Origin of the sequence: Actinosynnema sp. NPDC020468, from assembly GCF_040642015.1 — a bacterium.
Taxonomy (GTDB): Bacteria; Actinomycetota; Actinomycetes; order Mycobacteriales; family Pseudonocardiaceae; genus Actinosynnema.
Genome location: NZ_JBFAEO010000002.1, coordinates 329,912 through 356,748 on the forward strand (window position 1 = coordinate 329,912; position 26,837 = coordinate 356,748).

At 74.0% G+C, this 26,837-nt stretch carries 24 protein-coding genes and 1 pseudogene; 18 read left to right on the plus strand and 7 right to left on the minus strand.

All coding sequences use genetic code 11. The features are described 5' to 3' along the window. The first annotated feature begins 19 nt into the window (after positions 1 to 19). From AB0G50_RS03435 to AB0G50_RS03445, 3 genes are all read left to right on the plus strand, one after another. Positions 20 to 250, plus strand: a complete 231-nt coding sequence (locus AB0G50_RS03435; protein ID WP_360101761.1) for a hypothetical protein — start codon at positions 20 to 22, stop codon at positions 248 to 250. Positions 251 to 262: 12 nt separating this feature from the next. After that, positions 263 to 1,873, plus strand: coding sequence for an AAA family ATPase (locus AB0G50_RS03440; protein ID WP_360101763.1), 1,611 nt, complete (start codon positions 263 to 265; stop codon positions 1,871 to 1,873). Between the two features lie 1,234 nt (positions 1,874 to 3,107). After that, positions 3,108 to 4,097, plus strand: coding sequence for a hypothetical protein (locus AB0G50_RS03445; RefSeq protein ID WP_360101765.1), 990 nt, complete (start codon positions 3,108 to 3,110; stop codon positions 4,095 to 4,097). On the opposite strand, the gene AB0G50_RS03450 is transcribed toward AB0G50_RS03445, so the two are convergent. Continuing rightward, complete coding sequence (locus AB0G50_RS03450; protein WP_360101767.1) at positions 4,054 to 4,452, minus strand: MerR family transcriptional regulator; 399 nt, start codon at positions 4,450 to 4,452, stop codon at positions 4,054 to 4,056. The two genes, AB0G50_RS03445 and AB0G50_RS03450, sit on opposite strands and share 44 nt — an antisense overlap. Before the next feature lie 137 nt (positions 4,453 to 4,589). Between AB0G50_RS03450 and AB0G50_RS03455 the strand changes: the two genes are divergently transcribed. Genes AB0G50_RS03455 through AB0G50_RS03465 form a run of 3 tightly spaced genes read left to right on the plus strand, consistent with a single transcriptional unit; the run spans position 4,590 to position 7,974 of the window. Beyond that, positions 4,590 to 5,900, plus strand: a complete 1,311-nt coding sequence (locus tag AB0G50_RS03455; protein ID WP_360101769.1) for a hemolysin family protein — start codon at positions 4,590 to 4,592, stop codon at positions 5,898 to 5,900. Next, a complete protein-coding gene (locus AB0G50_RS03460) occupies positions 5,897 to 6,949 on the plus strand; it encodes a hemolysin family protein (RefSeq protein WP_360101771.1) in 1,053 nt (350 codons plus the stop codon). The genes AB0G50_RS03455 and AB0G50_RS03460 overlap by 4 nt, the downstream gene beginning before the upstream one ends. Before the next feature lie 14 nt (positions 6,950 to 6,963). Continuing rightward, on the plus strand, positions 6,964 to 7,974 hold the full coding sequence (locus tag AB0G50_RS03465) for a sporulation protein (RefSeq protein ID WP_360101773.1): 1,011 nt from the start codon (positions 6,964 to 6,966) through the stop codon (positions 7,972 to 7,974). Between the two features lie 109 nt (positions 7,975 to 8,083). Here the strand turns inward: AB0G50_RS03465 and AB0G50_RS03470 are convergent, their stop codons facing one another. The 3 genes from AB0G50_RS03470 to AB0G50_RS03480 all read right to left on the minus strand — a co-directional run bounded on the left by AB0G50_RS03470 (position 8,084) and on the right by AB0G50_RS03480 (position 10,315). Next, on the minus strand, positions 8,084 to 8,842 hold the full coding sequence (locus tag AB0G50_RS03470; RefSeq protein ID WP_360101775.1) for a hypothetical protein: 759 nt from the start codon (positions 8,840 to 8,842) through the stop codon (positions 8,084 to 8,086). 107 nt (positions 8,843 to 8,949) lie between these two features. After that, the gene (locus AB0G50_RS03475; protein WP_360101777.1) at positions 8,950 to 9,183 is read right to left on the minus strand and encodes a hypothetical protein; all 234 of its coding nucleotides are present in this window, start codon (positions 9,181 to 9,183) and stop codon (positions 8,950 to 8,952) included. Positions 9,184 to 9,346: 163 nt separating this feature from the next. After that, a complete protein-coding gene (locus AB0G50_RS03480) occupies positions 9,347 to 10,315 on the minus strand; it encodes a nitroreductase (protein ID WP_360101779.1) in 969 nt (322 codons plus the stop codon). A gap of 143 nt (positions 10,316 to 10,458) precedes the next feature. On the opposite strand from AB0G50_RS03480, the gene AB0G50_RS03485 reads away from it, so the two are divergent. Beyond that, positions 10,459 to 12,135: a GAF domain-containing protein gene (locus AB0G50_RS03485; RefSeq protein ID WP_360101781.1), complete on the plus strand. Its 1,677-nt coding sequence runs from the start codon at positions 10,459 to 10,461 to the stop codon at positions 12,133 to 12,135. Positions 12,136 to 12,205: 70 nt separating this feature from the next. Here AB0G50_RS03485 and AB0G50_RS03490 read toward each other — a convergent pair. Both AB0G50_RS03490 and AB0G50_RS03495 read right to left on the minus strand, forming a co-directional pair. Beyond that, positions 12,206 to 12,562: pseudogene (locus AB0G50_RS03490) on the minus strand (dihydrofolate reductase family protein); the annotation flags it as partial. A 37-nt stretch (positions 12,563 to 12,599) separates the two neighbouring features. Then, positions 12,600 to 13,244 (minus strand): response regulator transcription factor, encoded by a 645-nt coding sequence (locus AB0G50_RS03495; RefSeq protein WP_360101783.1) that lies wholly within the window; start codon positions 13,242 to 13,244, stop codon positions 12,600 to 12,602. Between the two features lie 190 nt (positions 13,245 to 13,434). Between AB0G50_RS03495 and AB0G50_RS03500 the strand changes: the two genes are divergently transcribed. The 4 genes from AB0G50_RS03500 to AB0G50_RS03515 all read left to right on the plus strand — a co-directional run bounded on the left by AB0G50_RS03500 (position 13,435) and on the right by AB0G50_RS03515 (position 18,674). Continuing rightward, positions 13,435 to 14,307, plus strand: coding sequence for a universal stress protein (locus AB0G50_RS03500; RefSeq protein ID WP_360101785.1), 873 nt, complete (start codon positions 13,435 to 13,437; stop codon positions 14,305 to 14,307). A 329-nt stretch (positions 14,308 to 14,636) separates the two neighbouring features. Next, positions 14,637 to 15,923, plus strand: coding sequence for a radical SAM protein (locus AB0G50_RS03505; RefSeq protein ID WP_360101787.1), 1,287 nt, complete (start codon positions 14,637 to 14,639; stop codon positions 15,921 to 15,923). 13 nt (positions 15,924 to 15,936) lie between these two features. Next, positions 15,937 to 18,144, plus strand: a complete 2,208-nt coding sequence (locus tag AB0G50_RS03510) for a hypothetical protein (RefSeq protein ID WP_360101789.1) — start codon at positions 15,937 to 15,939, stop codon at positions 18,142 to 18,144. Next, complete coding sequence (locus tag AB0G50_RS03515) at positions 18,141 to 18,674, plus strand: hypothetical protein (RefSeq protein WP_360101791.1); 534 nt, start codon at positions 18,141 to 18,143, stop codon at positions 18,672 to 18,674. The genes AB0G50_RS03510 and AB0G50_RS03515 overlap by 4 nt, the downstream gene beginning before the upstream one ends. A 14-nt stretch (positions 18,675 to 18,688) precedes the next feature. Here the strand turns inward: AB0G50_RS03515 and AB0G50_RS03520 are convergent, their stop codons facing one another. After that, complete coding sequence (locus tag AB0G50_RS03520) at positions 18,689 to 18,946, minus strand: hypothetical protein (protein ID WP_360101793.1); 258 nt, start codon at positions 18,944 to 18,946, stop codon at positions 18,689 to 18,691. Between the two features lie 297 nt (positions 18,947 to 19,243). On the opposite strand from AB0G50_RS03520, the gene AB0G50_RS03525 reads away from it, so the two are divergent. Genes AB0G50_RS03525 through AB0G50_RS03555 form a run of 7 tightly spaced genes read left to right on the plus strand, consistent with a single transcriptional unit; the run spans position 19,244 to position 26,503 of the window. Further along, the gene (locus AB0G50_RS03525; protein WP_360101795.1) at positions 19,244 to 19,885 is read left to right on the plus strand and encodes a GntR family transcriptional regulator; all 642 of its coding nucleotides are present in this window, start codon (positions 19,244 to 19,246) and stop codon (positions 19,883 to 19,885) included. A gap of 13 nt (positions 19,886 to 19,898) precedes the next feature. Then, entirely contained in the window at positions 19,899 to 21,326 is a 1,428-nt protein-coding gene (locus tag AB0G50_RS03530) for a 4-hydroxyphenylacetate 3-hydroxylase N-terminal domain-containing protein (protein ID WP_360101797.1), read from the plus strand. After that, positions 21,323 to 21,667, plus strand: a complete 345-nt coding sequence (locus AB0G50_RS03535; protein ID WP_360101799.1) for a cupin domain-containing protein — start codon at positions 21,323 to 21,325, stop codon at positions 21,665 to 21,667. Before AB0G50_RS03530 ends, AB0G50_RS03535 begins: the two co-directional genes overlap by 4 nt. A gap of 18 nt (positions 21,668 to 21,685) precedes the next feature. Further along, positions 21,686 to 22,207 carry a flavin reductase family protein gene (locus tag AB0G50_RS03540; protein ID WP_360101801.1) on the plus strand — a complete coding sequence of 174 codons (522 nt, stop codon included), beginning with the start codon at positions 21,686 to 21,688 and terminating at the stop codon, positions 22,205 to 22,207. Positions 22,208 to 22,251: 44 nt separating this feature from the next. Then, positions 22,252 to 23,703, plus strand: coding sequence for a CocE/NonD family hydrolase (locus AB0G50_RS03545; RefSeq protein WP_360101803.1), 1,452 nt, complete (start codon positions 22,252 to 22,254; stop codon positions 23,701 to 23,703). Further along, positions 23,700 to 24,641, plus strand: coding sequence for an ABC transporter permease (locus tag AB0G50_RS03550; protein WP_360101805.1), 942 nt, complete (start codon positions 23,700 to 23,702; stop codon positions 24,639 to 24,641). The genes AB0G50_RS03545 and AB0G50_RS03550 overlap by 4 nt, the downstream gene beginning before the upstream one ends. After that, positions 24,638 to 26,503, plus strand: a complete 1,866-nt coding sequence (locus AB0G50_RS03555) for a dipeptide/oligopeptide/nickel ABC transporter permease/ATP-binding protein (protein ID WP_360101807.1) — start codon at positions 24,638 to 24,640, stop codon at positions 26,501 to 26,503. Before AB0G50_RS03550 ends, AB0G50_RS03555 begins: the two co-directional genes overlap by 4 nt. Positions 26,504 to 26,837: the final 334 nt, after the last annotated feature.

The window sequence follows — 26,837 nt, forward strand, 5'->3', positions numbered from 1 at the left end:
CCCGGCCACCTGCACCGGGTTGGCCGACCGGATCCGGGCCGTGTTCGCGGCCGCGACCGGGGTGCCCACGAGCACGTTCTCGTTCGACCGGCCCGAGGTCGCGTGCGCGGAGTGCGACGGGATGGGCTCGGTCGAGGTGTGGCTGCGGTTCCTGCCCTCGGAGTGGGTGGGCTGCGGCACGTGCGGCGGACGGCGGTTCGCCGACGAGGTGCCGGCGGTGCGCGCCCGGCCGGCCGACGGGGTCGAGTAGTCGATCGACGAGGTGTTCGGGCTGTCCGTGGCGGACGCCGCGCCGCTGTTCGCCGACGACGCGCGGTCCCGGCGGGCCATCGGCGCGCTGCCGGACGTCGGTCTCGGCCGCCTCGCGCCGGGTCGACCGTCGCCGACGCTGTCCGGCGGCGAGGCGCAGCGGGTCAAGCTCGCGAAGCAGCCGGCGATGACCAGGCCGGCGCAGCTGGTGCACCTGGACGAGCCGACCACCGGGTTGCACCCCGACGTGCTGCCGCAGCTGGTCGAGGTCTTCCGGTCGCTGGTCGACCGCGGCTGCACGGTCGTCGTGGTGGAGCACAACCCCGAGGTCGTCGCGGTCGCGGACCAGGTGGTCGAGGTCGGACCCGGAGGCGGGCCGGACGGCGGCCGGATCGTCCACTGTGGACCGCCGCGCACCACCCGCGCCGTCGGTCCGCGACCGCGCGCGGTGCCGAGACCCGGCCGGCCGACGCACGACGTGATCCGGGTGCGCGGCGCGTCCGCGAACAGCCTGCGCGACCTGTCGGCGGACTTCCCCAAGCAGCGGCTGACCGCGGTCGTCGGCGTGTCCGGCTCGGGCAAGTCGTCGCTGGTGCGGGACGTGCTGGAGGTCGAGGCGACCCGGCGGCTGCTGGAGTGCCTGTCGGTCTGCGAGCGGCAGTCGGTGAAGGAGGGTCCGCGGGCGCGGGTGGAGTCGGTGGTCGGGCTCGGGCCCACCATCGCGATCGGGCCACGCCGGCAGGCCTGGAACCCGCGCGGCACGGTCGGCACGTCGACCGGCATCGGCTTCCACCTCGGCGTGCTGCCGGCCCACCTCGGCGCCCGCGAGTGCCCGTCGTGCGGCGGCGAGCAGCGACGCGCCGGTGTGCGGTCGGGTTCGGCGTGGACGTGCGCCGGGTGCGGTGTCGAAGGACCGCCCGCCGACCCCGGGCACTTCGCGCCCGCCACCGACGAGGCCGCCTGCCCGCACTGCCGCGGCACGGGCACGGCCGCGGTGCCGCGGGTCGAGCGCCGGATCACCCGGCCCGGCCTGCCGATCTGCGCCGGCGCGCTGCACTCGCCCGGTTTCTACCCGCGCTCGTACCCGGCCAAGCCCGCCAACGTCGGCTACTGGATGCTGCGGGAGATCGGCGCGAGGTACGGCTTCGACCCGGAGACCACCCCGTGGACGGAGCTGACCGAACCGGCGCGGGAGGCGTTCCTGTTCGGCGAGGAGGACGTGACGCTGCCCGCCGAGGCGACCCGGTCCGCCGGTCGCACGGTGACCTGGCGCGGCGTGTTCCGGATCGTGGACGGCTGGGACGTCGGCGGCCTGTACACCGAGCGCGTGCCGTGCCCGGCGTGCGCGGGCGGCCGGAGTTCCCGGCCGTGCGGGTGGCGGGGCGCAACCGGGACGCGCTGCACCGGCTGCCGATCGCGGAGGTCCGCGCGGCGCTCGCGGGCGCGGCGGTGCCGGCCGACGTGCCGGAGTGGGCGCGCTGGTCGCTCGCGGTCGTGCTGCGGCGGCTGGAGTTCCTGGAACTGGTCGGGCTCGGGTGCGTCGGCCTCGACCGGTCGTCCGGCACGCTGTCCGAGGGCGAGTCGCAGCGGGTCCGGCCGGCCGCGCTGCTCGGCGCCGACCTGACCGGGACCGTCGTGCTGCCGGACGAGCCGTCGCGCGGGCTGCACCCCCGGGAGGCCGACGTGCTCGCCCGGGCGCTGGAGGAGTTGGCGGACAAGGGGAACACGGTCGTCGTGGTCGACCACGACCCGAGGGTGACCCGCCGCGCCGCGCACCACGTCGTGCCGGGACCCGGTCCCGGCGAGGAGGGCGGCACGGTCGTGGCCTCGGGTCCGGCCGAGGTGGTCCGCGCGGTGCCGGCGGCGGCGGACCTGCTGGACCACCCGTGCCCGGACCGGGCCCGGGCGCCCAGGACGACGCCGTCGGGGTGGCTCGTGGTGCGGAAACCGACCGCGCACAACCTGGTCGGCGAGGACGTGGCGCTGCCGCTGGGCGTGCCGGCCGGGGTGTGCGGCGTGTCCGGGTCGGGCAAGTCGACGCTGGTGATCGACGTGCTGGTGCGCGCGCTCGCGCCGCGCGGGCTGACCACCTCGGTCGCCGCCACGCCCGTCGACCCCGGCGCGCACGAGCGGATCGACGGCGCGCCGGCGCGGGTGCCGCACGTGGACCAGTCGCCGGTGGGCGTGGCCGCCGCGCTGCGCGCCGAGTACGCCTCGGCGTCCGAAGGCTTGGCGGAGAAGGACTTCCTGCCCTCGTGCGACGGGTGCAAGGGTCGCGGCGCGATCCGGGAGGACCTGGGTTTCCCGGCCGACGTGGAGCGCCCGCGTGACGCGTGCGACGGCACCGGGTACCGCTGGGAGGTCCGGGAACTCGCGGTGCGCGGCTGGACCCCGCCCGAGCTGGACCGGCGCACGCTCGCCGAGGTCGCGGACCGGTGGGACGACGGGGAGCCGATCGTCGCGCCACTGCGCCGCGCGGTCGAGCTGGGCTTGGGCCACCTCACCCCGGGTCAGGCCGGTCGGTCGCTGTCCGGTGGGGAGGGCAGCGGCTGCGGCCGGCGCGCGAGCTGTCCCGCCGGACCACGAGGCCGACCCCGTTCGTGCTGGACGAGCCGACCGCCGGCCTGGCACGCGCGGGACGTGGCGCACCTCGTCGCGGTGCTGGACGCGTTGGTGCGGCAGGGGCACAGCGTGCTGGTGGTCGACCACGACCCGGTGTTCCTGGCGTGCTGCGACCGGCTGGTCGAGCTGGGCCCCGAGGGCGGCCCGGGCGGCGGACGCGTGGTCGGCGCCGGCCCGCCCGAAACCCTGGCGGCCGGCACCACACCGACGGCGCCGTACCTGCGGGAGGTGCCGGGGTGACGGAGTGGCTGCTGCTGTCCGACCCGAGTCCGGCGTTGCGGCGCAGGGTGCTGACCGAGTTGCTGGACGTGCCGGCGGACGACCCCGAGGTGCGCGAGCTGGTGGCGGCGCGCGCGGCGTCGGCCGAGGTGGCCGCGCTGGTCGAGGCCGAGCCGGTGGACCACCGCGACCTCGCCTACCGGCTGTGCCGGTTCGCCCAGCTCGGCCTCGACCGGACGCACGGCCGGGTCGCGGAGTTCACCGAGCGGTTGCCGGCGCGGCAGCGCGACGACGGCTCGTTCCCGTTCGCCGACGTCAAGTCCGACGGGCGCTACGACCTCATCCCGTTGCGGACGGCCCTCCCGCTGCGCGGGCTCGCGGCCGTCGGGTACGCGCGGGACCCGCGGGTCGAGCGCGGTGACGACCGGCTGGTCGCGCAACGCCTCGGCGACGGCTCGTGGCCCGTTGGGTACGCCGCCGGCCAACCCGCCTACGTCGCGGGCTACCGCAGGCTGCCCGGTTCGGCCGGGTGCCGGGCCAACACCCGGGCCGCGGTCGCGTGCCTCGTGCCGCACCCCTCGCGGCGGGTCGACCCGGTGACCCGGACGGGCGTGGACCTGGTGCTGCGCCGGGAAACCCGGGACGAGTGGGCGCTGGGCGCGGAGCCGGCCCGGCTGCTCGGCGAGGAGCCGGTGGCCGGGTTCTTCACCTTCTCCGCGCGGTTCGACCTCGCGCACGTGCTGGATCGCGACCCGCGCCGGCGCGTCCACCGAGGACCCGAGGGCGGCCGACCTGGTCGCGTTCCTGGCCGGGCTGCGCGGGCCGGCCGGCGTGTGGTCGCACCCGGCGCACCCCGAGCTGTCCCGGTGGTCGACCTTCGACCTCGCGCGCAGCACCCGCCGGTTGGCCGGTGGCGACTGGTCCGGCGTGCTGCCGCGCACCGCCCGTCGGTGACCGCCGTGCTCAGGGCACGAACAGGTCCGGCGGGATCTGGAGGGCGACGGTGATCAACGAGTGCACCCGGCCGGCGATCGCCGCGAGCAGCCCGTGCACCTCGGGCGACGCCGTCTCGGCCGCGGCGTGCAGCACCCGGAGGTCCTCGTCGATGCGGGCGAGGATCTCGGTGACGTCGGCGCGGGGAGCGGTCAGCGCGGTGGAGATCGCGTCCAGCGGCACGCCCTGCACCTCCAGGCGCTGCACGAGGTGGATGCGGTCGACGTCGGTCGGCACGTACAGGCGGTAGCCGCCCGCCGTGCGCTGGGCGGGGGTGAGCAGGCCGAGGCCGGTGTAGTAGTCCACGGTCCGGATGCTCACGCCCGCGCGGGCGGCCAACTCGCCGATCCGCAGCAGTGCCTCGACCACGTGACGTCCCCCTCTCGCGTGACGTCAACCATACAGTGCCACGTGCTAGTGTGGGGTATGCCCAGCAGTGCGGACGACGACACCTGTAGTAGTCGGCCGGGGGAGACCCGGCCACTCGACCACGCCGGAGCACCGGCGTGCTGATCCTCTACGGCGTTCTCGTCATCGTGGCCCTCACCGCGGCCACCGGCTACTTCGTGGCCCAGGAGTTCGCCTACATGGCGGTCGACCGGGGTCGGCTCCGCCGGCTCGCCGAGGGCGGCGACCAGGCCGCCGACCGCGCGTACCGGGTCACCACGAAGCTCTCGTTCATGCTCTCCGGAGCCCAGTTCGGCATCACGGTGACGGCGCTGCTCGCCGGTTACGTGGCGGAGCCGCTGCTCGGCGAGGGGCTCACCGCCCTGCTCGGGCCGTGGTCGGTCGCGCTGTCCACGGCGTTCGCGCTCGTGGTCGCGACGGTGGTGCAGATGGTGCTCGGCGAGCTGCTGCCGAAGAACCTCGCCATCGCCGAACCCGAGGCGCTGGCCAAGGCGCTGGCCGGGTCCACCCTGGTGTACCTCACGATCGCGGGCCCGGTGATCAGGCTGTTCGACGCGGCGGCGAACCGGCTGCTGCGCGCGGTCGGCATCGAGCCCGTCGAGGAGTTGCCCCAGGGCGCGACGCCGGAGGACCTGAAGCAGATCATCGGCGACGCGGGCGAGGGCGGTCACCTCGACCCGGAGCTGACGCTGCTGCTCGAACGCGGCCTCGGGTTCCGCGAGCTGGTCGCCGACCAGGCGATGACGCCGCGCGTGGCAGTGCACACCGTGCGGGCGGACGAGCCGGTCGCGCGGGTGGTCGAGCTGCTGGACACCGGGCACTCCCGGTTCCCGGTGGTCGGCGACGACCTGGACGACCTGCGCGGCGTGGTCGGGTTGGCCGAGGTGCTGACCGTGCCGCCGGAGGACCGCGCGCGCACGCCGATCGGCGAGGTCGCCTCGCCCGCGCTCGTGCTGCCCGCGACCCTGCCGCTGCCCGCCGTGCTGGAGCGGCTGCGCGCCGAACGGCGTCAGCTGGCGTGCGTGGTGGACGAGTTCGGCGGCTTCGCCGGGGTGGTGTCGCTCGAGGACCTGGCCGAGGAGCTGGTCGGCGAGATCCACGACGAGGACGACCTGGTGCCCGACGCGGTCGAGCCGGTCGCGGCCGGGGTGTGGCGGGTGCCCGGCCGGTTGCGGCTGGACGAGATCGCCGCCGCGACCGGCGTGGCGCTGCCCGCGCACGACGGCTACGACACGGTGTCCGGCCTGGTGCTGCACCGGCTCGGCCGGATCGCCGAGGTGGACGACGAGGTGGAGTTCGACGGCGTGTCGGTGCGGGTGGCCGAGGTGGCCCGGAACGTGCCGAGCAGCGTCGTGCTGAGCACCGTCACCCCGGGCGCCGTCACGCCGAGTCGGGAGGACGTCCGATGAGCACCGCCTGGTCCCTGGTCGTGTCGCTGGTCCTGTTGGCGGCCAACGCCTTCTTCGTCGCCGCCGAGTTCGCGCTGATCGCCGCCAAGCGGCACCGGCTCGAGCAGGACGCCGAGCACAGCCGGGCCGCGCGGGCCGCCGTCGCCGGTGTCCGCGAGCTGTCGCTGATGCTCGCCGGCGCGCAACTGGGCATCACGCTGTGCACCCTCGGTCTCGGCGCGCTGGCCAAACCCGCCGTCGCGGACCTGCTCGACCCGCTGTTCCGGCTCACCGGCCTGCCCGAGGCGGTGTCCTACGGCGTGGCGTTCGCGCTGAGCCTGGTGCTGGTCGTGTTCCTGCACATGGTGGTCGGCGAGATGGCGCCCAAGTCGTGGGCGATCTCGCACCCCGAGCGGTCCGCGCTGCTGCTCGCGCTGCCGTTCCGGGCGTTCGCCAAGTCCGTCCGGTGGGTCCTCAGTGGACTCAACGGCGTGACGAACGCGTTGCTGCGCCTGCTGAAGGTGACCCCGCAGTCCGAGCTGGCGCAGGCGCACCGGCCGGACGACCTGCGGATGCTGGTGCGCCAGTCGGCCGAGCACGGCCTGATCCCGGAGGGGCAGCAGCGGCTGCTCACCCGGATGCTCCAGGTGCAGAACACCACCGTCGCCCAGGTCATGGTGCCGGTCGCGGACACCGTCACGGTCGCCGAGACCGCCGGGGCGCGCGACGTCGAGGCGCGCAGCCGCGAGTGCGGCCGGTCCCGGTTCCCGGTGACCGACGATGCCGGCCGGTTCGTCGGGCTCGTGCACATCCGCGAGGTGGTGCGGGCGACCGCCGTCGGCGCGGACACCCCGGCCCGCGAGCTGATGACCGTGCCGCTGACCCTGCCCGCGTCGCTGCCCGTGGCCACCGCCGTGACCAGGATGCGCGCCGACCGGGCGCAGTTGGCCCTGGTGGCCGACACCGAGGACCGCGTGGTGGGCATCGCCGCGCTGGAAGACCTCCTCGAAGAGCTGATCGGCGACTTCGAGGACGAGACCGACACACCGGCGGCACCCGAGAACTCCTAGGAGGAGAACTCCCCATGTTCACCCGGATGCTCGGCGCCTTCGGCGTCGGCGGCCCGTCCGTCGACACCGTGCTCGACTCGCCGCACACCGCACCCGGCCGGGTGGTCACCGGCCAGGTCCGCATCCGCGGTGGTTCCGCCGAGGCCCGCATCGACCAGGTCGTGCTGTCGCTGGTGACCCGGGTCGAGGTCGAGCACGGCGACCACGAGTACGGCGGTGTCTCCGAGTTCCTGCGGATCGCGGTCGCGCACGGCGTGCACGTCGCGCCGAACCAGCCGCTCGCCATCCCGTTCCGGCTGCCGATCCCGTGGGAAACCCCGATCACCGCGGTCGGCGGCGCGCAGCTGCCCGGCATGACGGTGGGCGTGCGCACCGAGCTGGTGATCGCCGGCGCGCCGGACAAGGGCGACCTCGACCCGATCTCGGTCTCCCCGCTGCCGTCCCAGGAGCGCGTGCTGGAGGCGTTCGGGCAGCTCGGCTTCCACTTCCGCCGGGCGGACGTGGAAACCGGCCGGATCCACGGCGTGCACCAGGAGCTCGGCTTCTACCAGGAGATCGAGTTCGTGCCGCCGGACCGGTTCCGCGGTCGGGTGACCGAGGTCGAGCTGACCTTCGTGGCCAACCCGCACGAGCTGGCGGTTGTGCTGGAGGCGGACCGGCGCGGTGGCGCGTTCTCCTCGGGCGGCGACTCCTTCGGTCGCTTCGTCGTGTCGCACCAGGACGCGCTGCACACCGACTGGGCGGGCGCGGTGGGCCAGTGGCTGTCCCGGATCGCCGAACGCGGCGGCCACGCGGCCTACGGGCAGCCGTACCAGCAGCACGGGTACGAACAGCACGGTTACCCGCAGCACGGCTACGAGCACGGCTACCCGCAGCACGGCTACGAGCAGCACGGGTACGACCACCACCGGGGCCCGGGCATCGGCGGCGTGGTCGCGGGCGCGGCGGCCGGTGTCGTGGGCGGCATGGTGCTGGGCGAGGTCTTCGAAGAGGTCTTCGAGGACGACGGCGGCTACGAGGAGTGACACCAGGTCCGGGCTCCCCGGCACCAGGTCGTCCGGCCCGGCGAGGCGATGACCTCCTTGACGCGCAACCGCACCTGGCGCGCGGTGATCGTAGTGGGCCGCTTCGGGTTCAGAACTCCTCGGCCAGGACCTTCAGCCAGGCGATCACCAGCACGAGTTCGACCAGGACCGCGACACCGACCACGATGTTGCCGAGTGGTTGGCCGAACGCCAGGTAGGCCAGGCCGCCCAGGGCGAACGCCGCCATCAGCAGCAGGTCCACCAGGCCCGCGAGCACCGCGCCGATCAACCGCACCAGGAACAGCAGGAAACCCGCGCCGTACCAGTCGCCGATGTGCGTGTCGTCGTACACCCCGCGCGCCAGGTCCAGCGGCGAGTACGGCGACGCCTTCCAGTAGGTCCGCCACGGGCTCGGGGCCGTGCCGCCGCCCGCTTCCTGGGTGGTGAACTCGATGGTTTGCTCGGCGACGTCGGTGAGGTCGATCAGCACCCGGTGGTCCTGGATCTCCAGCACCGTGACGCCGACCAGCACGGCCCGCAGCCGGCTCGCGCCCTCGACGTCGAAGTGCCGGTCCACGCCGCCGGACTCCTTGGTGTCGCGCAGGATCACCCGGATCCTGTCCTCGGCCGGCGGGCCGGGCGTCACCGTCGCGTTGATGTACGCCATGCCCAGGAACGTGACGCCGGCGGAGAACGTGACGCGCTCCGGGTCGGCGGTGCTCCAACTGATCTTGGCGGTGGGGCCGACGGGCAGTCCGACGCCCGCTTCGACGCCCACGTCGCCCGCGCCGCAACCCGTCAGCAGGGCGGCGGCGAGGGCGAGGGCGGACAGCACGCGGAATCGGCGGGGTGAAGACCACGTGATCATGACGGTTCCTCGTCGGGTGGGAACTATTCCACCCCCGTGGTCGCGTCCTCGGGTCCCGCCGTTAGCGCGTGCGCGTTGTTGTCGCGTTGTTGTCGGGGTTTTCCCCGTCACCGGTCCAGGTAGCGGTAGTAGTAGCCCCACGTGTCGTGGGCGCAGGTCTGACCCGCCGGCGTCACGAGCACGCCCTCGGAGCGCAGCGCGTTCTTGTCCTGCACGCACTGCGCCTGGTCGTCCCAGTACCCCCTGGTGATCCACAGGCCGTCGCCCGCCGCGTCGGCGGTGCCCGTGAACACCGCCGTCCCCGCCACCGCGAGGGCGATCGCCACCACGCGTCGTTTCATCCCGGTACCCCCGAACCTCGTCGTCGTCACCGCCGACGGTAGGGGGCGTCGACGTGCCGTGGAAAGCGACCATTCGGCAGGCCGCCGGGGAAGCCGGATGGGGCAGCACCGCGGCGGAAGTCGAGCAGGGCTCGGTAAAACTCGGCAATCCGCAGTAGACGGTCTACAAAGGACTGTCCACGAGTTCGGCGACCGGGCGGCGCGGGCTCGCGGGCACCGGCGAGCCGAAGCCGACGCGCAGCACGGTCTGCGGCACCAGGGTGCCACCCAGGGCGCGGCGCAGCTCGTCGCGGACCGGGCGCACCTCGACCGGCTGGGACAGGAACGACGCGGACAGGCCGAACGTGGTCGCGGTGAGCAGAACCCGTTGCAGCGCCTGGCCGGTTTGGAGCTCCGCCGAGGGTCCGTCGTAGAACGAGCACAGCACCACCACGAGCGGGTCGGATTCGTAGTCCTTGCCCGGTGGGCGTTCGCGGGCCTGGAAGTCGCGGAACGACCACTCGTCCTGCGGCGCCGGGCGGTTGCCCGCGGACCTCGGCGGCACGCCGTCGCCGCCGCGCGGACCGGTCCACGCGAGCAGCTCCTCGCGCACGCCCGGGTCGGCCGCCTGCACGCGGTGGGCTTTCGCCACCAGCGACTGGACCTTGGCCCGCTCCTCGCGGTCCGCCACGACGTGCAGCCACGCGCGTTCCCGTTCGGCCGCCCGGACCAGCGCCTGCCGGTGCCGCACCGGCACCACGACCTCGCGGAACGGCCGGCGGTTGGTGCGGCGGTCCGGGATCGCGTCGACCAGCGCGGCGGTCTCGTCGTCCGGCGGACGCCGCCCGCCCGCGCGGACGATGGCCAGCGCGCCGGGCGCCTCGCTGCCGGGCATCAGCGTCACCAGCGGCGTGACGCCGTGCCCGCGCAACGCCAGCCGCAGGTTGAACAGCGCCGCGCCGCACGACAGCCGCAGCTCGCGGTCGACCGGATCGGTGGCGGGCAGCCGGCGTGACAGGTCCGGGTACAACTCGACCCGGTCCTCCGCGACGCGGAACCGCCACGGCTGGGTGTTGTGCACGGACGGCGCGAGCGCCGCCGAACGCAGCACGCCGGTCAACTGCTCCGCCGACAACCCGAACACCCCGGTCATCACACTCACCTCGAAACGTCACCCGATCGAACCAACCACCCCACTGTCCACCCGGGAGTCACCCCGCCACACGGTCGAAAGTCCTCAACCGCCGAGGACGTGGCGGGCTTGGCCGGATCACCGCGGCGTGCCAGGCTTCCGTGGTGCGACCGGACGACACGACGCCCCGCCTGCTCGGCGGACTGCGCCTGGACGAGCTGCTCGACGAGGTCCGCGACCGGCTCTCCGAGATCGCCTCGACCAGGGACAAGATGCAGGGTCTGCTGGACGCCGTGCTCGCGGTCGGCGCCGGACTGGAGCTGGACTCGACGTTGCAGCGCATCGTCCAGGCGGCGACGGAGCTCGTCGGCGCGCGGTACGGGGCGCTGGGCGTGCTGGGCAACAAGGACGACCTGTCCGAGTTCGTCTACGTCGGCATCGACCCGGACACCAGGTCCCGGATGGGCCACCTGCCCGAGGGCAAGGGCCTGCTCGGCCTGCTGATCAAGGACCCGCGGGCGATCCGGCTGCACGACCTGACCCGGCACGACCTGTCGGTGGGCTTCCCGCCCGGCCACCCGCCGATGCACAGCTTCCTCGGCGTCCCGGTGCGGGTGCGCGACGAGGTGTTCGGCAACCTGTACATGACCGAGAAGACCGACGGCGCGGCGTTCACCGCGGACGACGAGGTGGTGCTCACCGCCCTGGCCGCCGCGGCGGGCGTGGCGGTGGAGAACGCGCGGCTGTTCGAGCGCTCCCGGATGCGCGAGCGGTGGCTCGAGGCGAGTGCGGAGATCAACGCCGAGCTGCTGGGCGGCGGCACGGCCGACGACGCGCTGCGGCTGATCACGCTGCGGGCCCGGGAACTGGCGCACGCCGCGGTGTCGCTGCTCGTGCTGGTGGAGGGCGACCGGGTGCGGATCGCCGCCGGGTCGGGCGTGCGGGCCGAGGAGCTCGTGGGCCGCACGTTCTCCCGCGCGGGCTCGGTGGTCGGCGACGTGCTCGACTCCGGCACGCCGGTCCTGGTGGAGGAGTTGGACGGGCGGTTGGGCGACGCCTCGCCGGAGGCGGGCCCGGGTGTCGGCGTGCCGCTGCGGTCGGGGTCGGCGGTGACCGGGGTGCTGCTCGCCGCGCGGGACAAGGACAGCCCGCAGTTCGGCGCGGACCAGGTGCCGCTGCTGGCGTCGTTCGCCGACCAGGCGGCCGTGGCGCTGGAGTTCGCCGACAACCAGCGGGCCCGGCGGCTGGTGGACGTGCTGGAGGACCGCGACCGGATCGCCCGCGACCTGCACGACCACGTGATCCAGCGGCTGTTCGCGACCGGCATGAGCCTCCAGGGCGCGGTGGGGCGGATCCGGGAGCCCGAGGTGCGCGACCGGGTGGAGCGCGCGGTGCTCCAGCTCGACCAGACCGTGCTGGAGATCCGCACGTCGATCTTCGACCTCCAGGCGTCCGACGACGTGCCGGGGTTGCGCCGGAGGTTGCTCGACCTGGTGGCCGAGGTGACCGAGCACGCGCCGCTCACCCCCACCGTGCGGATGTCGGGCACGGTGGACAACTCGGTGTCCGAGCACATCGCGGAGCACGCGGTGGCCGTGGTGCGGGAGGCGGTCAGCAACGTCGTCCGGCACGCCCGCGCCGGCGCGCTGACGCTCACCGTGGACGCCTCGGACGCGCTGGTGATCACCGTGGCCGACGACGGCGTCGGCCTGCCGGACCAGGTCGCGCGCAGCGGCCTGCGCAACCTGGAGCAGCGCGCGGCCGAGTGCGGCGGCACGTTCTCGGTCGCCGCCCAACCGGGCGGCGGCACCCGCCTTGCCTGGCAGGTCCCGCTGGACTGACCACCTCACCCGCCGTACCACGAGCCGCACGTCCGGGTCGCTGCGCGCGAGGTGAGGTGACCACCCGGTCGACCACGCCGTGCGCGGGGAAGCCGCCCGCCGACGTCGGTCCGCCCTCGAGGAACACCGCTTCGACGTCGCGTTCGTACCGGCCGCGCGGTACCGCCTTCAGGTCGAGACCCCGGCCCGCGTGCGCCACCCGCAGGACGTCGACCACCCCGTCCAGGTGCGACGCGTCGGCGTCGTTGCAGGCGTTCGCGTCGCGTGGTGTCTTCGCTTCGCTGTCCACGACGACCCGCCACGGTTGAGGTGCGGGGTCGGACACGACTCGACGGCACCGGTTGTCGACGTCTGCCGCTCGGACCCGCTGATCAGGTCGCGGAGTTCGGTGGGCGCGAGGTCGAGCGGTTTCGCCGGTTTCGGTCACCGGTACGGGCGAGGGTCGTGTTCGTCCCCCGATCCGGCTACTCCCGGTCCGGCGCTTTGCGCAGGCGGGTCGACAGCACGGCGGCCTGGGTGCGGCGTTCCAGGCCCAGCTTGGCCATCAGGTGCGAGACGTAGTTCTTGATCGTCTTCTCGGCGAGGAACATCCTCTCCGCGATCTGCCGGTTGGTGAGCCCGTCGCCGATGTGGTCGAGGACGACCCGTTCCTGGTCGGTGAGCACCCGCAGCGGGTCGCCCTCCTCGCGTTCGCGGCGGATCCGGTCGAGCAGCGCGGCGGTCGACCGGGCGTCCAGCAGCGAGCCGCCGGCGGCCACGGTGCGGACCGCGCTCTGCAACTCGTTGCCGAGGATGCGCTTGAGCACGAAACCCGCGGCGCCCGCCATGATCGCGTCGAACAGGGCCTCGTCGTCGGTGAACGAGGTCAGCATCAGGCACTTCAGCTCGGGCAGGCGGGAGCGCAGCTCGCGGCACAGCTCGATGCCGTTGCCGTCGGGCAGGCGCACGTCGAGCACCGCCACGTCCGCGCCGCTGCCGGGCACCCGGGCCAGCGCCTCGGCCACCGAGCCCGCCTCGCCGACCACCTCGAGGTCGTCGTCGCCGTTGAGCAATTCCCGGACGCCGACCCGGACCACCTCGTGGTCGTCCACCAGAAACACCCGTGCCACCCGGACCTCCGCTCGCTTGCCGACCCGACCCTCCCGCGTGCCACCGCACCATCCCAGGGTCTTAGGTCCCGGGTGGGGGTCCTCACCCGATCGGGACCTTGGACCGCGTGCGCCGAGGTGCGCGACCCCTAGCTTCGGAGGTGTGATGGGACCTGACGACAGGTTCTCGAACCCCGGAGGGAACGCGCTGATGAGTGCTCCGATCGTGGTGGGTGTGGACGGCTCGGCCTCCGCGCTGGCGGCCGTCCGCTGGGCCGCGGCCGAGGCGGACCGGCACCGGGTCGCGCTCAAGCTCGTGACGGCCTACCTGCTGCCGGTGCGCGGCTACCCGGCCGACCTGGTGTCCGGGCCGGAGGTGCGCCGCGCGTTCGAGGAGGCCGCGCGCGAACGGCTGGACCAGGCCCGGGACGTGGCCTCGGAGGTCGCCCCCGGTCTGGAGGTCGAGGTCGAGGTGGCGCAGGGCGGCGCGGCGGCCACCCTGATCGGGCACGCGGCGGACGCCCGCGAGGTGGTGCTCGGTTCGGCGGGCCTCGGCGGGTTCGCCGGGTTGCTGCTCGGCTCGGTCGCGGTGGCCGTGGCCTCGCACGGCGCGTCGCCGGTGGTCGTCGTCCGGGGCGAGGAGGACCGCACGTCGGGTCCGGTGGTCGTGGGCGTCGACGGGTCGCCGCTCAGCGAGGCCGCCATCGCCTACGCCTTCGAGGCCGCCTCCACCCGGCGCGCGCCGCTGGTCGCGGTGACCGCGTGGACGGACCTCGTGCTCGACGCGCCGCTGAGCGCGACCCTGGTCGACCGCGCGGCGGTGGAGGACGAGGAGCGCCGGTCGCTGGCCGAACGGCTCGCCGGGTGGCAGGAGAAGTTCCCGGACGTCGCCGTGGACCGGGTCGTGGTGCGGGACAGCCCGTCGCGCGCGCTGCTGACGGCGGCCGCCGACGCGCGGCTGGTCGTGGTGGGCAGCCGGGGTCGCGGCGGGTTCGCCGGGTTGTTGCTCGGCTCCACCAGCCACGCGCTGCTGCACCACTCGCCGTGCCCGGTGGCCGTGGTGCGGCCGAGCGCGACGGCCTGACGCGGCACCCGGAATTGTTCGTCGCCGCCGGCGTTCGGAGACGGGTGAATTCCGTTTCCGGTTGACGAGGGTGTCCCCGTGCGTCGGTCGAGGCCGGAATGTCGAGCGGGGAAATCGGCCGTGGTACGGGAAATCCGTGCCACGGCCGCGGCATGTGCGCACGTCAGGTCGGTGGAGGCGCCCCCGGTTCGGGTTGTCGGCGCTTCCCGGGCAATAGTCCGGTCATCGCCCGGGATTTGTCCGGTGCCCGCCACCCGGTTGGTCGTTGACGCGGGTCGCCGGACCTGCGATCAATAGGTGGACCGGGAGGTGTTGTGGACGGACAACGCGTGTTACTCGTGCACCCTGGCATCTACGAGGACGTCAATCCGCTGGTGTTCCCCCCGTGGGGCGCCATTTCCGTCGGCCACGTCCTGCGCGCCGCCGGGCACGAGGTGTCGGTCCTCGACCTCAACGGTCGGGACGTCCCGACCGCGCTGGAGCACGCGCTGTCCACGTTCGCGCCCGCGGTCGTGGGGTTCACCGCCAAGCAGGGGTTGGGCGCGACGCGGTTCCGCGAGGGCGTCGACCACCTCCGCGCGATCGCGCCGGACCTGCCGGTGATCGCGGGCGGCCCGCTGGTGTCCACCTTCCCGGACCCGGAAAGCCCGCTGTGGCAAGGAGTTCGGGCGCTGGTGCTCGGTGACGGCGAGGACGCGCTCGTACGCTGGCTCGCCACGCCCGAGCGGCCCGGCGGCCTCCTCCCCGGTGACGAACCGGCGGACCTCGACGCGGCGGGCGTGCCCGCCTGGTGGCCCGACCTGCCGTCCTACGTCCAGCCGGCGGAGTCCTGGCCGGGCATGGCCGTGCCCGGGTTGCACATCGCCTCGGCGCGCGGCTGCACCCGGCGGTGCACGTTCTGCTACCTCAACGCGCAGCACCCCGGCGCGCGGTTCCGCTTCGTGTCCGCCCACCGGCTCTACGCGGACGTGGTGGAGCTGGCGGCGCGGACGGGAGCGCGCGGCTTCTACTTCGTGGACGACTGCTTCATCGACCGCTCCCAGCGCCGCGCGAAGGAGTTCTGCGCGCGCAACACCGCCGACGGCGCCCCGTTCCGCTACGGGTGCGACGTCCAGCTGACCGACCTCGACCGGCACGCCGACCTGCTCGCGACGATGTACGAGGCGGGGTTCCGGTCGCTGTACGTCGGCGTGGAGACGGCGTCCTCCGACACCCGCAAGCTCCTCGGCAAGGGCTCGATCCGGCGGTCCGCCGTCGACGTGCTCAACGCCGCGCTCGACGCGGGCTTCACGATCCGCGCCTCGATCGGGATCGGGTGGCCGGGCGAGACCGGCGCCGACGCGCGGGCGACCCTGGACCTGATCGACGCGGTGCCCCGGTTGGCGTTCGACGCGTTCAAGTACTACCCGCTGCCCAACACCCCGCTCGGCGAGTCCAGCCACTGGGCCGCGACCAGGGCGGCCATGTCGGCGCAGGAGTACGCCGCGACGGCCGGCAACGACTACTCCGAGCACAACTCGAACTTCTCCGAGATCGCGGATGCCGACTACGAGGTCCTGTGGCAGGAGATGCGCCTGCGCGAGGACCACCGCCTCGCCGCGTACTACGCGTCCTGAGATCGGAGCGCACATGCCCGCCTCGCCCGTGGTCGTCGTGTCCGGGGTGCACAGCGGCCCCAACCCCTCGCCCGGCGTCGGGGTCGCCCGGTCCCTGCGCCTGGCGTGGCCGGGCGCCTCCCTGCACGCGGTCGACTACTCCACCGAGTCGACCGGCCTCAGCTCGGTGGAGTTCGACCGGGTCCACGTCCTTCCCCCGTGGCACACCGTGGAGCTGTCCGCCTCCGCCGCGGATCTCGCGGCCCTGGTCGCGGACCTCGCCGCGGTGCTGGTTCCCGGCCTCGACCTGGAGGCCGAACTGCTGTCGGAACCGGCCGCGGGTGATCACCGGCTGCTGCTGCCCCCTCCGGGTGCGTTCGCCACGATCCGCAAGCCCGCGACCCTCGCCGCGGAGGTGCTCGGGTTGCGGGTGCCGCGTTTCGAGGTGGTCGCCGACGCTGCGGCCGCCTCGGCGTTCGCGGAGTCCACCGGTTGGCGCGTGTGGGTGAAGGGGTCGCGTTACGAGGCCGTCGGCGTGCGCGACCGGCTGCGACTGGTGGACGCGCTCGAGTCGGTGCGGGCCACCTGGGGCGACACCGAGGTGCTGGTGCAGGAGCACGTCGAGGGTGACGAGGAGTCCCTGGTGTTCGCCGCCCTCGAGGGCCGGCTCCTCGGCGCCTGCCGGATGGGCAAGACGATGGTCACCCCGGAGGGCAAGACCTGGGCGGGCCGGGTGCGCGAGCCGACCGGAGCCGAGCTCGACCGGTTGGCGGACTTCGTGGAGCGGACCGCGTGGACCGGCGGTGGCGAGGTGGAGATGGTGCGCGAGGCGGCCACCGGCGAGCGGCACCTGATCGAGGTCAACCCGCGGTTCCCGGCGTGGGTGCACGGCGCGACCATCGCGGGGGTCAACCTGCCGGCACGGCTGGTCGCCGCGGCGACGGGACTGCCGCCCGAGGTCGAGGAGAAGGCCGAACGCGCGGCCTTCGTCAGGGTGGTGCACGAGATCCCGGCCCGCTTCGAGTCGGGGTCGACGCCGCGCGGCCACCGGCAGGGCCGGTCGGTCGCGGCCAAGCACCCCTCCGCGATGCCCGCGCTGTCCCGCCGCCGTTCCGCCGAACGGCGCGACGCCGCGCCGGAGCCGGTGGACCGGCCGTACGACCCGGCCGTGACCGACGAGGCCGACACTCCGCTCCGGCTCCTGCGCGAGGACGTGCTGACCGAGTCGGTGGCCGCCGTCGAGGGGGTGCTCGCGGCGGTCGAGCTCGCCACGGGGGTGCCCGGGCGGTTCGCCTACTCCGTCAAGACCAACCCCGACGGCCGCGTGCTGGACGCGGTCGAGCGGGCGGGCGGACTGGCCGAGGTGATCTCGCAGGGTGAAGCCGCCCGTGCGGTCGGGGCGGGGTTCCACCCGGACCGGCTGGTGCTCAACGGCCCCGCGAAGTGGTGGCGGTTCACCGGGAACCGGGCCGCCTACGGCGCCGTCTTCGCCGATTCGGTGGTCGACCTCGAACGGACGCTGGACCTGGTGGAGCGGGGCGTGGTCACCGCGGCGACGCTGGGGGTGCGGGTGGCACCGCCGGGTGCGCGGTCGCGGTTCGGCGTCGACCTGTCCGACCGGTCCGAGTTCCTGGCGCTGGTCCGGGTTCTGCGCCGCTGCCGCGTCCCGGTCACCGGTGTCCACTTCCACCACGCCGCGAGCCGCACCGGCGCGAGGGCGTGGGTGCGCGAGGCGACGTCGGCCGTCGACCTCGCGCGCACCGCCTTCGAACGCGGTGGTCACGACCACGACCTCCTGGACCTGGGCGGCGGGTGGCCCTCCGGGTTCCCGGTGCACGAGTACGCGGCCGCGGTGTCCGAGGTGGTCGCGTCCGTGCCGGCCGGCGCGCTGCGGGGCGTGGTGGTCGAACCCGGGAAGTTCCTGGTCGAGAGGTGCATGAGCGTGCTGGCGACGGTGCTGGAGGTGCGCAGGTCGCGCGGGCACGCCGCGGCGGTGGTCGACGCCTCCGTCGCCGAGCTGCCCGACTGGCTCTCGCACGTCCACCCGGTGCTGTGGCGGCACGGCGACCGGTGGTTCCGCCTGGGCGCGGGCAGTGGCCGCGTGCACGGCAGGTTGTGCATGGAGCACGACGTCCTGCACGAGGCGGTCGGGTTGCCGGACCGCCTCGAGCGCGGCGACCGGCTCCTGTTCCTGAACGCCGGCGCGTACGACGCCAGCATGAGCTACCGGTTCGGCGTGTGAGCGGGGTGGACGTCCGCCCGCCGGAGCTGCCGCCGTCGGAACTGGTGACCCACCCCGGCTGCGCCGAGTGCCTCGACACCGTCGGGTGGCTGCTGTCGGTCGACCGCGCCCACCGGCGTACCGGCGACGTGACGGCGTACGGGCTCTCCTGGGTGTTCGACCACTTCCGCTGGGGACCCACCCGCTGGCCCGCCGCCTGGTGCGACCTGCCGACGGCCGAGTTCGTGGACTGCGGCGTGCTCGCCCACCTGTGCGCGGTGGTCCTGGGCGCGCGGGGCGTCGCCTGCGACCGGCTCCAACTGGTCGAGCCCGCGACCGCGGCGCAAACCCGGCTGTGGCGCGGCCGGTGGGAGTCGGCGGGCAGCGGCACCGACTGGATCCTCACCGACCACTTCGTCTACCACGAGTCCCTGACGCTCCACACGGCGTCGGGTCCCCGCGATTTCGACACCACGGAGCTGCGCGAGATCGATCCGCACGACGAGGTGGTGTGGATTCGCCGGTGGCCGGGCGACTGGGTGGGGGTGTGACGCGGTTGGTCGCGTCAGCGGGTGCGGACGACGTCCAGCGCGACCAACGCCGGACTCTGGTCGGCCGGCGCGGCCAGGCCGTCGGCCGTCGTCCAGCCGGACTGCTCGTGCCAGCGGAGGTCGAGGTGGGCGGCGGTCAGCCTGGCCGAGGTCGCGCTGGTCGGGCTGAAGTCGACCTCCAGGCTGGTCACTCCGACGCCCGCGCCGCGCAGTGCGGCCACCACCGCGTCCAGGTACCTGGCGACCGCGGCGTGGGTTTTGCGGTGGAACATGGTTTCTCCTCTCCCGAGGTGACCTCCCGTGCATCGGCGCGTGCGAGGGCCGTCCGCAGGGACCAAAGTCCCTTGTGCGCGAGCCCGGAGGGCCTTTCCCGGAGCGCCCGGTTCCGGTAGGGGAACCGCTGGGGGACAAGGGTTTCCGGGGTCGCCCGCCGGATCGCCGGACGCGGGGCGCCGGAGCCGGGACCCCGATCCGCAGCAGTGCGGCCGCGCGGTGCGACGGGTCCGGCAGGTCGCGGGTGGGTCACGAGGTCTTGCGCGGCTTGTGGACGGCTTGTATACATCTCGTCCATGAGCAGTTCACCAGCCACGGGCTCGGCGCAGGACACCACCTACCGGTGGTTGAAGCAGCACATCGCGACCCTGCCGCCGGACGACGGCACGTTCCTCACCGAGTCCGGCGTCGCGCAGGCGGCCGGAACCTCGCGCACCCCGGTGCGGGAGGCGCTGCTGCGGCTGGAGGCGGAGGGGTTCCTCCAGATCCTGCCCAAGAAGGGCGCGTTCGTGCCGCCCATCTCCGACGTCGAGGTGCGGTCGGTGATGGAGGCCCGCGGCCTGGTGGAGGACTGGTGCGTCAAGCGCGTCGTGCCCGTCGAGGACGGGTTCGTGGCGCAGCTGGAGGAGCTGGTGGCCGAGCAGGAGGCGGCGATCGCCGACCCGCTCGCGTTCATCGAGCGCGACCGCGAGTTCCACCGCACGATCGTGCGCAGGGCGGGCAACGCCGTGCTGGCCGCCTTCTACGAGTCGCTGCGGGAACGCCAGGTCCGGATGGGGTTGCGCGCGGTGTCCAACAGCGCCGACCGCGCGCGCCGGGTGCTGGACGAGCACACCGCCATCATCACGGCCCTGCGGTCGGGCGACCCGGAGGAGGCCGGCCGCGCGTCGGCGGCCCACCTGGCGAGCACGCTCGTCGCCCTGCGGCTGTCCGACTGAGAGCGAGAAGGCCATGCGCACCGGATCCGACTACCTGGCGGCGTTGACGGACGACCGCCGGATCCACCTGGACGGCTCGGTGGTGGCCGACGTGGCCGACCACCCGGCGTTCGCGCCGATCGCGGGCACGATCGCGGAGCTGTTCGACCTCGCCGCGGGGTTCGGTGTGCCCGACCCGGAAACCGGGCTCGCGGTCAACCGGTTGTTCGTGCCGCCGCGCAGTCGGGAGGACCTGACGGCGTTCCGCGAGGCGGCGACGACGTGGGCCCGGCACACGCACGGCTGGGTCGGTCGGAGTCCGGACCACGTGGGCGCGTTCCTGGCGGCGTTCTCGGCGCACCCGGAGGCGTTCGGGGAGTACGCGGAGAACGTGGTGGCGTACCGGCGGAAGGTCGCGGCGGAGAGTCTTTACGTGTCGTACGCGATCATCCCGCCCCAGGTATCGCGGGCGACCACGGCGTCGGGGTGGGACGGCGAGTTCGTCCAGGTCGGGGTCAAGGAGGAGCGCGCGGACGGGATCGTGGTGCGCGGCGCGCAGATGTTGGCCACGGGTGGCGCGGTCGCCGACGAGATCCTGGTGTCGTGCATCAAGCCCCTCACCGAGGAGGACGCCGACTTCGCGATCAGCTTCGCGGTGCCGGTCGCGACCCCCGGGTTGCGGTTGCACTGCCGTCGCCCGTACGCGCCCGCGGCCACGAGCGCGTTTGACTACCCGCTGACCTCGCGGTACGACGAGACGGACGCCCTGGTGGTGTTCGACGACGTGTTCGTGCCATGGGACCGGGTGTTCGTCTACCGGGACGTGGCGGGCTTGCGGCGGCAGTTCTTCGACACCGGCGCGCACGTGCTGGGCAACTGGCAGGCGCAGATCCGGTTCTCGGTGAAGCTGCGGTTCCTGGCGGGCCTCGCGCGCAAGGTCGCGGCGGTGAACGGGGTGGACAGGTTCCCCGGCGTGGTGGAGAAACTGGGTGAGCTGGCGTCGTTGGTGTCGCTGGTCGAATCGGCGGTGCTGGCGGCCGAGTACACCGCCGCGCCCGACGACCGCGGCCTGTGGCGACCGGCCGCGCAGCCGCTGTACGGGGTGATGGGGTTGCAGGCCGAGGTGTACCCGCGGGTGCTCGGCGTGCTGCGCGAACTCGTCGGCGGGGGAGTGCTCCAGGTGCCCTCCAGCGTGCACGACCTGACGAGTCCGGAAACCCGGGTCGACCTGGACCGGTACGTGTTCAGCCCGGGAACGCCCGCGCCGGACCGGATCAAGCTGTTCAAGCTCGCGTGGGACGCCACCGGCAGCGAGTTCGCCGGGCGGCACCACCAGTACGAGCTGTTCTACGCGGGCGCGCCGTTCGTGGCCAAGGGGCACGCGTTCCGCAACTTCGACTTCGACACCGCGCTCGCGGAGGTCGACACCTTCCTCACCGGCTACGACACGGAGTCCCGATGAGCAAACCGGAGCACGAGTTCTTCCCCGTCACCGACGTGCCGTTCACCGTCTGCCCGGGTGACGACCCCGCGATCACCGAGCGGGTGCTGTCCGCCGACCCGGACACCGGTGTGGCCACCAGGATCCTGCGCTACGAGCCCGGCGCGGACTCCTCGGCGATGGGCGTGCAGCGGCACGACTTCTGGGAGGAGGTCTACATCCTGGAGGGCTCGTTCACCGATGTGACCCTCGACCGGACGTTCACCGCCGGCATGTACGCCTGCCGGCCGCCCGGCATGCCGCACGGACCGTGGCGCACCGACGAGGGCGTCCTCACCTTCGAGGTCCGCTACCGGACCTAGACCTCCCTGGAGGGACCCATGATCCCGACGACGGCACCCGTCGACCCCTTGACCATGCGTCGCGCGATGGGCCGCTTCGCCACCGGCGTCGCCGTCGTGACGACCGCGACGCCCGACGGCACGCCGCACGGCATGACCGTCAACTCGCTCACCTCCGTCTCCCTCGACCCGCCCCTGCTGCTGGTGTGCCTCACGACCGGCGCGCGCAGCACCGACGCCGTCATCGCGGCCGGGCGGTTCGCGGTCAGCATCCTCTCCAGCCGCCAGGAGCACCTGGCGCTGCGCTTCGCCCGCCGGGGCGAGGACCACTTCGACGGGCTCGACGTCACCACGGGCCGGCACCGCGTCCCGGTCGTGCCGGACGCCTTCGCGCACCTGGAATGCCTGGTGGAGCGCCACTTCACGGCCGGCGACCACGAGGTCGTGCTCGGGCACGTCCAGGCGGTCTGCGAACGCGACGGCGAACCGCTCGGCTTCCTGCGCGGCCGGTTCGGCGACGTCCTCGACCGGGGGCACGCCCCGGCGCCCTGGATCTCCTGAGCCACCACCGCCTTCCCCTCTCCCGAACACGAGGTCTCTTCGCCATGCCCGAAAAACTCGCCATCCCGGTGGGCGACGGCGCGGTGCTCGCCGCGCTGCTGCACCGCGCCGGACCGGAACCCGCGCCGGTCGTCGTCACGATCACCCCGTACCGCAAGGAGTCCGGCCAGTTCGAGGACCTCACCCGCACCGTGCTCGACGCGGGCTGCCACCACCTCGTCGCCGACGCGCGCGGGTTCGGCGCCTCGACCGGGCCGTACGAGGGCGTGCTGTCGCCGCGTGAGATCGAGGACGGCGCCGAACTGCTGGAGTGGACCGCGGACCAGGTGTTCTGCACCGGTCGCACGGCGCTGGCCGGCGGCTCGTACTCCGGGATCAACCAACTCCTGATCGCCACCCGGAAACCGCGCGGCCTGCGGTGCGTCACGCCGTGGATCGCGCCTACCGACACCTACCGCGACATGTGGAAGCGCGGCGGCATCCCGTCGCACACCGCCTGGGGCGCGGGCGCGTTCCTCAACGCCCAGCGCGCGGCCACCCGCAAGGCCGGTCTCCGGCACTTCTACGTCGACCTGCTCGAGTCGGAGTTCGACGGCGACCTGTTCCACCGCACGTCGGTGGACTTCGCCGAACTCGTCACGCCCGCGCTGTTCGTCGGCGGCTGGCGGGACTACTTCCTGCGCGGCACGGTGCGGGGGTTCGCCTCCAGCGCCGCGCCGAAGCGGCTGTTCGTCGGCAACTGGAGCCATGAGCCGACCGTCGGTCCGGAACTGGCCGCCGAGTTGGCCGCCTGGTTCGGGTTCTGGCTGCGCGACGAGGGTCCCGACCCGACCGAGGACAACGTCCGGCTGGCGGTGTTCGGCACCGACGAGTGGGAAACCCTGGCCGCGCTGCCCGAACCGACCTGGGACACCTGGTCGCCGGTCGCCGAACCCGTGGAGGTCCCGGTGGCCGAAGGCCTGGCCACCACGCCGTTCGCGCCGCCGACGACGGTGCCGCTGGTGGTGGACCTGGCGACCGGCTCGGGCATGCGGCTGTGGGGTGAGCTGGCCGCGTTCGACCTGCCGATCACCGAGCCGACCCGGTTGCTGGGCCAGGTCGGGTTGACCGCGGCGCTCGACGTCGAGGGGTGCGGTGACGCCGACCTGCACGCGCGGATCTCGCTGGTGCGCGACGGAGAGGCGACCCAGGTGACCGAGGGTCGGCTGCGGTTGTCGCACCGGGCGGTCGACCGGGAGCGCAGCGTCCTCGCGCCGGACGGCGGCGTGGTCGTGCCGTGGCACCCGCACGACCGCGCGGAGCCGCTGCCCGCCGGGCCGTTCACCGCCGACGTCGAGATCTACCCGGTGCACCTGCACCTGGAACCCGGCGACGTGCTGCGGCTCGGGGTGACGCTCACCCGGGCCGACGAGTCCACTTCGGACATCAGGGCCAGGGTGCTGCCGGGCACCGCCGTGCGACTGCCGACCGTGCCGCGCTGCGGCGGCGAGCCGTGATCCGGCTGGTCGCGGGCCGGCTGCTGTGGTCGGTGCCGCTGCTGTTCCTGTTGTCCGCCTTGACGTTCCTGCTCGCGTGGTTGACGCCGGGCGACGCGGCGCGGGTGGTGCTCGGCACCAACACCGACCCGCTCGCCTACGCCGAGCTGCGCGCCAAGCTCGGGCTCGACCGGTCGCTGGTCGAGCAGTACTGGACGTGGTTGACCGGCGCGGTGCGCGGCGACCTCGGCCGGTCGCTGTTCACCGGCGAGTCGGTGAGCGCGATCGTGGACTCCCGGCTCGCGGTCAGCCTCTCGCTGCTGGTACTGGCGGCACTGGTGATCGCGGTCGTCGGGTGCGCGCTGGGGTTGTTCGGCGCGTTGCGCGGCGGTGCGCCCGCGAAGGCGGTGGACGGGGTGTCGGTGGTCGCGATGAGCGTGCCGACGCCGTGGCTCGGCCTGGTGCTGGTGCTGGTGTTCGCGGTGGGGCTCGCGTGGTTCCCGGTGACCGGGTACGTGCCGCTGGTCCAGGCGCCGGACCGGTGGGCGCTGTCGCTGGTGCTGCCGGTGCTGTGCCTGGCGGCCGGCGGGATCGCCGTGGTGGCCAAGCAGGTCCGGGGCGCGATGGTGGAGGTGCTCGGGCGCGGGTACGTGCGGGCGTTGCGCGCCAACGGGTTGTCCGCGCGGCGGATCGTGTTCCGGCACGCGGCCAAGAACGCGGCGGTGCCCGTGGTGTCGGTGTTCGGCGTGGTGCTGATCGGGTTGCTCGGCGGTTCGGTGGTGGTGGAGCAGCTGTTCGCGCTGCCCGGCCTCGGCCAGCTGACCGTGACCGCCGCCGCGCAGCACGACCTGCCGGTGCTCCAGGGCGTGGTGCTGTGCTTCACCGTGCTGGTGATCGTGGTCAACGTGCTGGTCGACGTGGTGACCGCGTGGTTGACGCCGCAGGCGGTGACCCGATGAGCGTGTTCCGGACCGTGCTGCGCCGCCCCGTCGGCGTGGTGTGCCTCGGGTGGCTCGCGCTGGTGGTGCTCGCCTGCCTGGTCGCCGACCTGGTCGCGCCGTACGACCCGCGCGCCCAGGACCTGGCATCCGTCTACAGTGGACCGACCGGCGCGCACTGGCTCGGCACCGACCAGCTCGGCCGCGACGTGCTGAGCCGGGTGCTGCACGGCGGCCGGGTGAGCCTGCTGGTGGTGGGCGAGGCGCTGCTGGTGTACGTGGTGCTGGGGTGCCTGCTCGGGGTGCTCGCGGGCTACCGGGGCGGGCTGCTGGACCGGGTGGTGCTGCGGACGAGCGACCTGCTGCTGTCCATGCCGACCGTGGTGATCCTGCTGGTGGTGCTGGCCATCTTCCCGCACGACGAGTCCGCCGCGATGATCACGTTGGGCGCGCTGTCCTCGGCCGGGTTGGCCCGGGTGGTGCGCGCGTCGACGCGGCACGTCCGCGAGGAGCCGTACGTGGCGGCGGCGCGGGTCGCCGGGTTGACCACGCCGAGGGTGCTGGCGCGGCACGTGCTGCCGGCCGTCGCGGGACCGGTGATCTCGCTGGTGTCGCTGATCGCCGGGTCCGCGCTGCTGGTCGAGGCGTCGCTGGGGTTCCTGGGACTGGGCGTGCAGCCGCCGGAGCCGAGTTGGGGCGGGTTGATCGCGGAGGCGTCCCAGGCGATCTACCGGCAGCCGTGGATGCTCGTGCCCACCGGTGGCGTGGTGGCCCTGACCGCGATCGCGTGCGCGTTGCTCGGCGACGTGCTGCGGGACGCCTCCGACGACCGAGCGGGGTCGGAAACCCTGTCGTGGCGGCGGATGCGGACGCCGGTGGGCCCGGCCGAGCCGCCGACCTCGGCGCCGGACGACACCGCCGTGCTGTCGGTGCGCGACCTGTCCGTGCGACTGGAGGACGGCACGGCGCTGGTCGAGGGCGTGGGTTTCGACCTGCACCGCGGCGGCGCGGTCGGGTTGGTCGGCGAGTCCGGCTGCGGCAAGACGATGGCGATCTCGGCCGTGCTGCGCCTGCTGCCGCCGGGCGCGGTGGTGACCGCGTCGGCGTTGCGGTACCGGGGCGCGGACCTGCTCGGGCTCGACGAGCGCGGCATGGGGGCGGTGCGGGGGAGCGGCATCGCCTACATCGCGCAGGACCCGGTCGCCTCGCTGGACCCGCTGTTCACCGTCGGTGATCAACTGCGGGAGGCCGTGCGGGCGCACCACCGGGCCACGAAGGCGGAGGTCGACCGGCGGGTGCTGGAACTGGTGGAGGACGTGCACCTGCCGGCGGACGTGCTGGGCCGCTACCCGCACCAGCTGTCCGGCGGCATGGCGCAGCGGGTGTCGATCGCGCGGGCGCTGGCAGGCGACCCGGCGGTGCTGGTGGCCGACGAGCCGACGACCGCGCTGGACGTGACGGTGCAGGCGGAGGTGCTGGACCTGCTGCGCGAACTGCGCGAGCGGACCGGCATGGCGCTGCTGATCGTGACGCACGACTGGGGCGTGGTCGCGGACACCTGCGACACGGCCGTGGTGATGTACGCGGGCCAGGTCGTGGAGCGCACGGCGGTGGACCGGGTGTTCTCCGCGCCACGCCACCCGTACACGCGGGCGTTGCTGGCGGCGGACCCGGGCGCGGCCGAGCCGGGCACCCGACTGCCGGTGGTGCCGGGCGTCGTGCCGCCACCGGGCCGCAGACCGATCGGGTGCCGCTTCGCGCCGCGCTGCGCCTTCGCGACCGCCGAGTGCAAGGCGGGACCGGTGCGGATGACGACCGAACCCCTGGGCGCGGCGGGGTATCGCTGCCTGCACCCGAGGCAGCCGATCGGGGCGCGGGCATGACGGCCGGATCGCGGTGCCGTGGGGTGGACGCGGCCCGTCTGGTACCCGCCGAATCGCCGCTGGTCTCTGGTGTGGCGGTCGGATCGCGGTGTCGTGGGGTGGATGCGGCCTGTCTGGTACCTGCCGAATCGTCGCTGGTCTCAGGCGTGGCGGTCGGACTGCGCCGCCGCGGGGCGGACGCGACCCTCGCGCGAAGGCGGTGGGTGCCGGTTGGCGGAACCCCCTCGCGGTGCCCACCCGCACCGGCCGGATCGCGGTGCCCGAGCCGCGGGGCGAACGCCGAACCTCCCCGAGGGCGGCGAGTCCCGGTCGGCGGAACCCCCGAGCAGAGCGG